Below are 11,371 nucleotides of genomic sequence, written 5' to 3' on the forward strand. Positions count from 1 at the left end.
GAAAGTCGCCAAGACTTTCCGTTTTTCGACATTTTGCAAACCGCTGCCGAAACTCTTGGCGAGTTTCGCTACAAAGCTCACAGCCGAATTGGCCCTGAACGCAAGCCTCATCAGGCCGTATTGTGTCGATACGCGTCATTCTTTTCGTCGTAATGTTTGCGGAAATAGTTCGGCTCAGTGAACGGCACGCGGGCGACTTCCACATCATCCACGTCCCAGCCCACCGCTTCGTCACCTTGTACTTCAAATCGTGTGATGATCCGTGGACTCGCCCCGAACAACATCAACGCACCGAGTAGTTGTTTGTCGTCCTTCAAGTTGCGATACATGTCCTTGGCTTTCTCAACGCCTGGACCAAACAGTTGATCCAAGAACGGATCCGGTACATGCACTGGAGGAATGTAGAACACGTTCGGTCCAGTTCCGAATTGTGGATAGCACGGCAGTGCGAGCTTGCGAATTTTGACGATGTAGTCGATCGGATTGTCCTCGCGAGGTTCCTCCTGAGTCGACAAGAACCCGTGCATGCGGATTTTTCCGATGCACGACTCGACGCACAACGCAACGTTCCCTTGCTCCACACGCGGGAAGCAACCAATGCACTTCTCGCTGGCTCGGTTGATGACGTTGAAGAACACCTTTTTGTATGGACACGCTTTGACGCATTCCTGGTATCCACGACAGCGTTCCTGATCGACCAGTACGATGCCATCTTCTTCGCGTTTGTAAATCGCCTTTCGTGGACAAGCGGCCAGGCAGGCGGGGCTGTCACAGTGGTTGCAAATTCGAGCCAAATAGAACATCCAACCGTTGTGGGTGCCGTCAAAGTGCGACCCCTTGTCGATCATCTCCGACAAATCGTCTTCACCCAAGTTGGGCGAAGAATAATCACGCTCGGTAGGCAGGTGTCCAGCCGGCGGTTTGCCCTCGCCGTTCTTTTCAAAGATCGTGATCGAATGCAATTTCTTGCCGTCCCAAGTCGTGTCGCCTTGGATGTCCATCAGCTTGCTGTCCCAAGCCTGCGGATATCCGCCGTAGGGCTTGGTTTCGACGTTGTTCCAGAAAATCGTCTCCTGCCCCTTGCCGCTGGTCCAACAAGTTTTGCATGCGACCGTACATGTTTGGCACTCGATGCACTTGTTGGTATCGAAGACGTAGGCGACCTGTCGCTTTGGCGGCGGAGCGTCGTAAGGGTATTCTTGCTCGCGTCCGATGTGCCAGTTGAATCGTTTGACCATGGCTTGTCTTTCCTTTTCAAAGTGGGATAGGCTTCCAGCCTGTCAAAGCGTGGGCGACAGGCTGGAAGCCTATCCCACGATTTTTCCGCTACGCATTCTTGATCTTGCAAAAACTTCCCGCCATAAACTTCTTCAGCAAATCGCTCTCGTAGGTAGGTCGCAGCCCCAATCCAGCTGGACGCCACAACCCCTTGCCCCCGATCCCGCCGGGTTCGGCTCGCGTGATTTTCACCATCGCTTCACGTGGCGCACCCGTCGGACAATGCACGTCCGGCACGAACCCTTGAGTCATGTCCTGGGTCAGCATTTCTTTCACGTTCAGCGAATCGGTCATCCAAGTCGGCTTGAGGAAACCGCGTGTGCAACTTTGATGGCTGCCGCTGCGGAACATCGCCTTGTATTTGGTCGTCGGCGATTGCGCCATACCATCGGCTCGTTCCTTGGCACCTTGGACCGTTCCAAACGTAGCCCCGTGGGCGTTGTGCCACATCCGCGTCACACCGCGTGGCGTACCGGGGTAGTAACGCGCCCGAGCCATCAAGCGAGCCATCGCGTAGGCTTCCGGATTATGTTCCCAGCCGTGGAACGGGCGATCCTTCGGGTCGGCATCGATCCATACATAGTCGCCTTCCTCGATGCCCAGCTTTTTGGCGTCCAGGGGGTGCATGTCGATATACATCTCGCCGACCATCGGCATCCGGCGATCTTCGCGGTTCATGTCGCCAAACGGACCAAACCAGACTGCGATGATGTCCACATCCGTTGGCGTGGTGTGCGCTCCGTGACGATACTTGGGCGTGTGGAAAACAAATTCGTAGCCGTATTTTTTTAGCGGATGTTCGGTGTGCAGCAACTCGTCCACCGTCAAGATCACATGCCGAGCCTGACGCGCATCGCCCGACAAGTCTTTGCGATCGGCACCGTAATCTTCGGGGGTCTTGGGATTCAGTAGTGGATGTTTGCCAGCGACAATCACGTTGGGTTCATAGAAAGTCGAGTCGATCGGCTCGCGATGGACGATCATATTCTCGCCGCTGTCCATGAATTCCTGCTCGTCGCGATAGAACTCCAGTCGTCCCGATCGCGTGTACCAGGGCCGATGCTCGTTCGATTGCTCCCAGCCGCCGATCTTTGGATAGGTTCGTGTTTCCAAGATCGTTGGAATGCCCTGCTCCGCCTTCGCTTCCAAGTCCTCAATTTTGTAACCCCGTGTGGCGTTGGAGTGATCCAAGATCCGCTGCAAGTAGGGCCGCGATGTGCCCGCGTGAATGAACTTCCAGTAATCATCCATCCGCGTGTCGCCAATCAGCTTGCCCATCGCCGAACACAATCCAGCCGCAACCTGAACGTCGCCGCGAGTATCGTGGATTCGTGGCAGCGGTGTCTCGGGGAAGATGTATAGAAACGGATTCGTAACGCTGATCGTCATGTCCGGGAACTTCATTTCGGCCCAGCTATCGACCGGGAAGACCACGTCGGCGTACTCGCAACTTGCCGTCCACCACCACTCATTCACGCCCACATACTCGACACGGCGAAGCGTATTGACGACGGTTTCGTAGTGTCCTTTGGCGTTGCCGATCAAAGAGTTCGAGTTCGATACATGAATCGACTTTGACGGCGTCGGCAAGTGCGTCTTACCCGTTAGTACCGCATCGCCGTAACGCAGGATCGTGTCACCGTGATTAAAGTAGTGAACCGATTCGCCACGAAAATACTTCTTGAAATTTGTGACCGGTTTTTCGCCGTCCAATTCCGGCGCGAACGGGTTCTCGGCAATGTATTGCCCCAGACCACTGAAGAACGCAGCGCGGTAGTTTCCGGCATAGGAACCGACATTGCCCCCCACAAAACCAACATTGCGAGTCAAAGCTGCGATCAAGAAAACCGCGCGGTCTTTGAGGTCGCTGTTGAAGTACTGGTTCGGTCCCATGCCCAAAACGAACGAGGTCTTCTCCGGATTGGCGGCGATTTGTTTCGCCAGTGAACGAATCGCGCCGGCCGGTGCCCACGTCAACTTCTCGACATCTTCGGGAGTGTACGATCCGTCGAGCAATTCTTTCGTAACGTCGTAAACGGTGCGGCACTGAATCGTTTTTCCATCGGCCAACTTGACATCGAAGGTACCCGTCAGCGCTGGTTTGACACCCGTATCTGAAAAGAACTTGCCGACCAAGTCGCGATGGATCGCGTGCGGAGCTTTCCGGCCTTGATCCCACAATACGTAATCGCCCCACTCTTCACGGCGGGTGCTGGTCAGGATCGCACCAGGCTGGGCGTAGGGTTTGGGTGACTTTTCACCGGGCTGAGTAACAACGACGCCGTTTTTGAGTGCTTCGTTTTGGTAGTTGGGGAACACCTCATCGGCTCGCAGCATTTTGCCATTGTCCATGCGGACCAACAGCGGCAAATCGGTATGAGATGTGACGTACTGTTCGTCATACAGTTTTTCCTGCATCACGACTTGAGCCAGCCCGAGCGCCAGTGCCGGCGTGGTGCCAGGACGAACAATGAACGCTTCGTCGGCTTTGCACGTCGTTGCGGAATACTCGGCGGCGATCACAACCACCTTGGAGCCTTTCATCCGTGCTTCGGTCAACCAGTGCGCATCGGGCATCTTGGTGCACACCCAATTCATACCCCAGACCAAAATCAAATTCGATCGCTCGACGTTACACAAATCAAAGTCAACGGTTTGTTGGCCGGTGACCATCGGGTGCCCCGGCGGCAAGTCGGTATGCCAGGAATAGTTGTCCCAACCACGAGCTCCAATCGCATCGTCTGGTTCGACGCCGCGAACTTTACTGTCCAACAGTGCCATCGAATTCGCCATCCGATATTGGGCAAAAATTCGTGTTGCACCGAGAGCCGCCATCCCGCCGCGGAATTTCAATGTCTGAGTTCCCGCCCCTTTGGTGGCATCAACCATCAACGGGTCGTAACCCTGCGCCAGCAATCGTTTCTTACCTTCGTCGCCTGAATACGTTTCCGCGATGTTCTTCATCGCCTTGGCGCTGTAATCCAGCGCTTCGTCCCAAGTCACGGCGACCCACGGATCACGGCCACGATTCAAATAGCGATCCGCGTCGACGGCGCCCGTGTCGGGATCGCGAGGAAATCCAGCATCGGCCCACTCTTTGAATCCCTTGCGAACCAGCGGACGTTTGCAACGACGATCGCCGTAGAATCGGCGCACCAGTGCCAAGCCCTTCTGGCACACGCGTGGTTCCCAACGTTGGCTCGCCTTGTTTCCCGCAAGGTCGGTGGCTTTTGAAAAACCAAACGTTGGACTGATACGAGTGACGACGCCATTCTTGATGTGCGCGTTAAGCAAACAATTGTGTGTATCGTTGGGAGCGCACAAGAACGTGAACGTTGAGTCGGACTTATACAGATCACGATACAACTGTTCCCAATCGCGATTCGGGTAACGGCCCAACGGGTTGTCGACCGTCAGCGGTTCGATATTCTGAACCGCGGCTTGAGCCCAACCGTTGACGGTCGCTGCACTGGCCCCCGCCATGGTGAGCTGAAACAGAAACTGACGGCGATTCCCTAGACGACCATCCATTGCGATTCCCTCCCGAAGGGCGGTTCTGTGCAAAGATTTGGAGCGAAGTGATGATTCGCGAATTGCGGAGTTGCAATTCCGCAATTGTGATTTTACAGTTGTCAATGGCCGTAGGTCAACTAATCGACCGTTGAATTTGGCCTCTGATACAAATTGCCGCAGGCCGTGAACCATGAAGAGCAAACATGCTGCAACAAAAGACAACCCAAAACGCGATCGCCGTGATGAGCCGCTTGGCGGAACTCTATTCCGACTCGACCATCGTCGCGTCGTCTCGCGAACTGGCCAAGAGTCGTAATTTGCCCGCCCCTGTGGTTGCCAAAATCATGACCGAGTTGTCGCGAGGCGGATTGGTCAGCGGATCACCAGGCCCGGGCGGTGGCTACCGTTTGGCACGGCCCCCTGCTTCGATTTCACTCAAAGATGTCGCCGTGTTATTCGAACGCGAGACGGAAGGCTTGTGCGCCTACGGTCCCGGTTGGTGTGGAACGAATGATCCCTGTCCACTGCACGACTCGATGGTTGCGATGAAGCAAACGTTCGAAGACTATTTGACCACTACAAGCTTCGCCGTGTTTGAGAAGCCTAAAAAATAGTGGAGCACGCTATTTCAGTCGTCTTTTTAATTGTGCCTGATACAAGTTCGCAGGTTGGAATTCGGCAGGATCAAGCTCAGGTCTTTTTCCACTACATCGCGACTCAGCAATCGATCAGCGCCGCTCGCTGTTCGGGATTCCGCTCGACTCATTTGCGAAAACTGAATGCACTATTCAGTCCGCAAGGGAATGCTGACGACGAGGCCGGCGAATTTCTTGCGACCATTGTTTTGAAAGGCCCCTTCATGGCAGCTTAAACATCCGCCAGTCAACGGGATTGCGACAGCGCGTCGAAAGAATCCGTCTTCCACCAATTCGACGTCTGTTGAGCCGGTGGCGATCTCCTTTGCAGCTCGCTTTTCAAATTCACTCTCGGGGGCGTGGTCGATGCTCATGGGTTTGAGGCTCGCCGATATCCAACGTGCTTCGACACCCGACTGATCTTCGATGTCGGAAAAGATGTCCTGCATCGACCGCGCTGGAAGAACGGACTTGTCACGATGAAAGTAGCGGTCATGCAACATCACCAGCGTTGCCTTGTAAACATCTTGCATCACCGTCGCGCGATCGCGTGCCAGTTCGACGGACAGTTCGCCAGTCGCAACGAGCGGCGTGTCCGTTGGAGGCGACTCGCTGTCCACTGGACGCTCCGAGGCTTTGCTCGGCGCGGCGTCGTCGCTGCGTCCTCCCGGTGCGAAAGCTGCGTAGGCGACGGCGCACATCATCACCAACCCAATCAATCGACTGATCCTCATCGCTTACGCTCCCACGCAAAGTGTGACCAACGACTTGTCGGGCAAATCCCGGTCATCCCCAAGGCGTGACCCACTGGAATTTGGTGGCGGCCGTTGCTATCCTGGAATTATGCACCCAGATGTCTAGAATTGCAAGTGATCGGCCACGGATGAAGAAATTACAAGCAACTTGGCGACACGAGCCACGAAGCCGGAGATTACAGCGGTTGCCGAGTGCAAATCGCTAACCTTTCATGGAGTCGATGATGAATCGGATAATTTTCTTGATGTTGGTAGCGTTCGCGTTGCCGCAGACGAGGGCGCAAGAGACCGCGAATCCAATCACGATCGAATCGTTGCAAACAGCAATCAACGCTGTCCCCAAAACGCATCCGCGTCTGATGGCCGATGCCGCGACATTTCAATCTCTGCGTGAGTCTGTCGGAAAATCATCGTCGCCACGCGACGTGCTTGCTCGAGCGGTGATTCATCGTGCGGATTTGCTCAGCGATGTTCCGCCAATAACGCGACGACTCCAAGGACGACGTTTACTCAGCGAATCACGTCGCTGTTTAGAACGCTTGCTGAATTTGGCGATGGCGTACCAATTGACGGGCGAGACGAAGTATGTCGATCGCGGCAAGCAAGAGATGCTGGTGGTCGCCGCATTTGACGATTGGAACCCCAGCCACTTTTTGGATGTCGCTGAGATGACATTGGCGATGGCGATCGGTTACGACTGGATGTTCGATGCTCTCGATGAAACGAGTCGACAAACCATTCGCCAGGCCATCAAGGAAAAGGGAGTGTCACTGCCGTTTGAAACCAAGCACAACAAATGGGTCACTGCATCAAATAATTGGGGCCAAGTTTGTCATGGCGGCTTGACCGCGGGAGCGCTCGCGATCCTCGAAGATGAACCCGAATTGGCTGCCAAGACGGTGCTCAGCGCAATTCAAAATGTACCGCGTTCGATGAAGGCGTTTGCACCAAAGGGAAGTTACCCCGAAGGACCTGGATACTGGGCGTACGGAACGGGTTTCAATGTTGTGTTGCTGGCAACACTCAATAGTGTCCTGGGAAGCGATTTTGGATTGAGCCAGGCGATGGGCTTTGATCAAACGGGACAGTATCCGAGTTTAATGACGGGACCATCGGGTGATGCATTCAACTACGCCGACGGCGGCGCGAGCCGAGGCCCCGAATCGGCGTTGTACTGGTTCGCCCATCATTTCGATCGTCCCGATTGGTTGCTCGGCGAGGACGCGAGGCTGAGGGCTGAGCTTGCCAGTTTCCGGTCGCGTGACGCTGGCGCTGGCGGAAACCGCTTGTTGCCGTTGGCGCTGTTGTGGATGAACGACATTGAAATCAAATTCAAGGACGCGGACATCAAGATGCCATTGAATTGGCAGAGCGAAAGTGACACGCCCGTCGCCGTGCATCGCAGTTCTTGGACAGACCCCAATGCGACGTTCGTCGGACTCAAAGCGGGTTCACCCTCGGGGCCTCATGGGCAAATGGATATTGGCTCGTTTGTGCTTGATGCGGATGGGGTGCGATGGGCGGTCGATTTGGGTGCCGAAGGCTATCATGGCATCGAATCACGCGGCATGAATTTGTGGAGTGCCGCGCAGAACTCTGATCGCTGGACGATCTTTCGCCAAAGTAATTCCGGGCACAACACGCTGGTCGTCGACGGGAAACTGCAGGTTGCCAAGGGCCACGCCAAGATCATCGAGTTTTCAGATGATCGCGAGTCGCCGCACTCTGTCGCCGATCTGAGTCCAGTTTACAAGGGGCAAGCCGACAGCGTTCTTCGTGGCGTAAAGCTGTTGCCTTCACGCGAGGTACAGATCAAAGATAATTTGACCGGACTCGCACCGGGAAGCCGTGTGCGTTGGGGCATGATCACGCGTGCGGAAGTCAAGTCTAATGCAGATGCTACACTTCGTTTGCAACAACAAGGCCAACGGCTGACGTTGACGATCGTCGAACCGCTGGAGGCAACTTGGAGCATCGTCAATACCGAAAAGCCTCGCCATGAGTGGGACTCACCGAACCCTGGCACGCAGATGGTGGCGTTTGAGGTCGAAGCACCGTCGAGTGGAGAATTGCGATTTGTGGTTATAGCGACGCCCGGAACTGCAACGAAATAGCCGTAAACGCAACGTTCGGAAACAACGATGGCCACTGAATCCATTCCTGACTGCTCCGGCTGAATCAAGGCATTGCAAATATCACGGCACAACCACCTCATACAACATCCTCGCTTTGCCGTTGTCCACAACCGATAACGGGATGACCAATTCACCCGCGGCAGTTATCGTCGTTTCCAAGGTCCCAGTTCGGGTGCCGTCTGACTGCAATGAATACACCGCCGCATCCTTCGCCCCGGTGACACGTAGCGTCATCGTTGCTCGGCCAGCGGCAACCAAATGAGGCAATCGGCCCCAATCCAGTAGCACTCGGCGGCTGCTATCGGCGTAGCGAGCATCGGTGTTTTGTAAGTCAGTTAAATGCGTGACTAGCAATCGCTTGCTGCTCACGATCGGGTTTTCATCCAGACTGCTGACCCACACCGTGGCATCGGTATCCAAAATCTGGATCGTCGCGTTTTCCGTCTCAATCATCGCACCTGCTGGCGCGAATCCGCCTGCCGTCCGTGCCGTATCGAGAACGAGCGTATTGCTCGGTGCATCGATCGTCACTTCACCGGTGTCGCTTTGGAAACAACGAGCCGCTACGTTGGTTGCGTTGTCCGCATCAAGCCAATCGAGTTTACGCAGCTCCGCAACCATCCGCTCAGTGGCATTTGCGTCCAAGGGATCAAAGGAACCGCCAACGACCGGCAGCTTCACTTGATTGGCGTCCACTTTGGAACTGATCGCAGGCTTGTCGCCCACAACCGTCCAGCCAACACGCGCGAGCCACGCCAGCCCATCCCACGCGGGAGTTTTGTCGCGAGAGTGTGCCGGGTTATTTAGCAATTGATCCGTAGTGGCGGTAATCGCGAACGAATGCTTGGCGGGTTGAATGTCGCCTCGCAAGAACAAGCACAAACTGGCTCGTTCGGCTGCCTGATTTAAGGGGTCGGCCGCAACGTCAAAATAGTTCAGCGGTCCCGGCTCGACGACGTTGCTTTGATTGTGTGCATAAGCGAATCGCCACACGCCGTCCCAATCCTGTAACGCCCCGAGTGCTCCGGTCAAAATCCCGCCCACGCCTCGAAAGCGACCGGGCGAAGAATAGTTGAACTCGGTGATCGTGAACGGCTTCCCATACAGCCGCGTGAACGCGCAGTTTCGACCACCCGGCGCACCTTCCGCGATCGGGCTGGTGTTTGGACAACTCGACGGCAACCGCCAAGGCTGTTCCAAGAACTTGGGGTGATCCACGTAAAAGTGATCGTCGACATAATCAAAATCTGCCCGAACCGCTTGCATTTGCATCGGGTTGGTCCAAGCGTTCATGTCTGTCAACAGTGCCCCGCAGTGCAATTCGTCGCGCAGAAACGTGCGAGTACGCTGAAAGAAATCCTTCTCAATCTCGGCCAGAAAAATATTGAACTGGACCGTCGCCGGCGAATCGCCGCGCACATTCTGCAGCGGCACGTTGCCGCGCGATGGATCTTGATCATCGGGCAATTTGCCGATCGCCGCTACCAGCGATTGACTTTTTGGATAGCGCTTCCCCAACCATCGGTTCCACGCGGTTTGCCAATCGTCGCGAAGTGGTCCTTCTAGCTGACCAATGAAGTTCCCCGGATTGTCTTCGTTGACCAAGCTGATCAACGCCAAAGCTGGATCATCCGCGTAGCTCATTCTGGTATACGGATTGACGTGCGTGAGCAATATTTTCGCGAATGATTTGAAATCGTTGTAAGCGTTTTCGTTCACATGCACCGCCATCTTGTACTCATCCATGCCAATATCGCGATGTTCGCCCGTTTGAGTCGGATAGATCACCGAATAACGCACCGGTCGTGAAACGAAAAGGTCGGTCGTGACATAAAAGCCACGTTGCTTCAACGCGGCGAACAAGTAATCGAGTTGATCGAGCTTCTCTGGTTTCAATCGAATCTCCTTGCCGCGGCTACGATCCACCAGTTCGCTTTCGTAGTGATGAATTCGTACCGAGTTGTAACCAAGTCGCTGCAAACGGATGGCCAGAGCATCGGCGACGCTGTGGTCAATGTAGTGAGCGGAAAAGCAAAGATTGATTCCATAAAATTCGGCCGTAGTGGCCGGTTGATCCGCGAATGCGAACTTGCCGTTGGAGTTGACAATCACGCGGCCAAGTTTGCCGGCGGGCGAGTGGCGAGGGATCACGTCGCTGAAATCGAGTGCCGATCCTGATTTGATGTCCAAGGCCACGTCTAGCGGCAACCAGTTCGGGCCGGCGGTAATGGTGATCGGTTTGTCTTCTTCGACATTCAAACCGCCGTCGCCGGTTAGCGTAAACGCAATTGACAACGATTTGCCGGCAGGCCAAATCGTTGCTGTACTCATTTGTGGTCCGATTCGTACCGAGAACTGTTCGCTCCACTGGCGGTCGTCTTGCAGCAAAACTTGTGTTGGTTGATCTAAGTGCAATTGCAGTGATGCACCCGTGCGTCCCGAGATCAAAAGAGTGCTGATGGAACCAGAGTGTACTGCGGTGCCTTTAAACGAAGCGGGAAACGGTTTGGTTGTACCGTCAGCGGTAAATCCACCACTGCCCCAAATGTCGGTCGGCAGACTGAGGTTAACGTGCAGGCTGTTCAGTCGGATGTCCTCTGTGGGCGTCAAGCGATACTGAAAATGCGGTTGCTCGTTTTGGATCGAAAGCTGCAGCTGTACTTCAACTACCTTTCCGGTTGCGGAAATGATTTTGCCTTGATGAGAACTTCCGATAGTGACTTGCCCCGCTTTCGCCTCGCTCATGGCCGAGAACTGCCAATCTTTTTCGAACAGCCCAGGGGACAGCGTCGCGACCTCTTTGCCGCCGCGTTGGAGACGGACCGAGCCGGCCGGTGACACGACGGCGTTCCAATTCGGCGACGCTGCCGAGACGTCAGTCCAGACGACTCCAGTGCAAAAAAACAAGACTAGCGTAAACAAAGCAAGACGAGGCAAAGCAAGGGGTGCAGATCGCATCAGTACGGTTCTTATTGTGACTGTTCTTCTTGTAACTTGCGAAACAAGTGTCGGCCCACGATCGGGGCTGCCAACCACAAACTCCGTACAACTCGCC

The 11,371-nt window shown here is 55.0% G+C and carries 6 protein-coding genes; 2 read left to right on the top strand and 4 right to left on the bottom strand.

The window, feature by feature from the left end; genetic code table 11:
- Nucleotides 1-110: 110 nt before the first annotated feature.
- Together SH528x_RS00185 and SH528x_RS00190 are read right to left on the bottom strand one after the other, a co-directional pair.
- A complete protein-coding gene (locus SH528x_RS00185) occupies nucleotides 111-1,238 on the bottom strand; it encodes a 4Fe-4S dicluster domain-containing protein (RefSeq protein ID WP_442508512.1) in 1,128 nt (375 codons plus the stop codon).
- An 88-nt stretch (nucleotides 1,239-1,326) separates the two neighbouring features.
- The gene (locus SH528x_RS00190) at nucleotides 1,327-4,809 is read right to left on the bottom strand and encodes a molybdopterin-dependent oxidoreductase (RefSeq protein ID WP_442508513.1); all 3,483 of its coding nucleotides are present in this window, start codon (nucleotides 4,807-4,809) and stop codon (nucleotides 1,327-1,329) included.
- A 185-nt stretch (nucleotides 4,810-4,994) separates the two neighbouring features.
- Between SH528x_RS00190 and SH528x_RS00195 the strand changes: the two genes are divergently transcribed.
- Entirely contained in the window at nucleotides 4,995-5,405 is a 411-nt protein-coding gene (locus tag SH528x_RS00195) for an Rrf2 family transcriptional regulator (protein ID WP_442508514.1), read from the top strand.
- A 170-nt stretch (nucleotides 5,406-5,575) separates the two neighbouring features.
- On the opposite strand, the gene SH528x_RS00200 is transcribed toward SH528x_RS00195, so the two are convergent.
- A complete protein-coding gene (locus SH528x_RS00200) occupies nucleotides 5,576-6,160 on the bottom strand; it encodes a c-type heme family protein (RefSeq protein ID WP_442508515.1) in 585 nt (194 codons plus the stop codon).
- 242 nt (nucleotides 6,161-6,402) lie between these two features.
- On the opposite strand from SH528x_RS00200, the gene SH528x_RS00205 reads away from it, so the two are divergent.
- Nucleotides 6,403-8,295, top strand: coding sequence for a heparinase II/III domain-containing protein (locus tag SH528x_RS00205; RefSeq protein ID WP_442508516.1), 1,893 nt, complete (start codon nucleotides 6,403-6,405; stop codon nucleotides 8,293-8,295).
- Nucleotides 8,296-8,376: 81 nt separating this feature from the next.
- Here the strand turns inward: SH528x_RS00205 and SH528x_RS00210 are convergent, their stop codons facing one another.
- Complete coding sequence (locus SH528x_RS00210; protein WP_442508517.1) at nucleotides 8,377-11,274, bottom strand: hypothetical protein; 2,898 nt, start codon at nucleotides 11,272-11,274, stop codon at nucleotides 8,377-8,379.
- Nucleotides 11,275-11,371: the final 97 nt, after the last annotated feature.

It is taken from the genome of Novipirellula methanifontis, from assembly GCF_052161655.1.
In the GTDB taxonomy this organism is placed as follows: Bacteria; Planctomycetota; Planctomycetia; order Pirellulales; family Pirellulaceae; genus Novipirellula.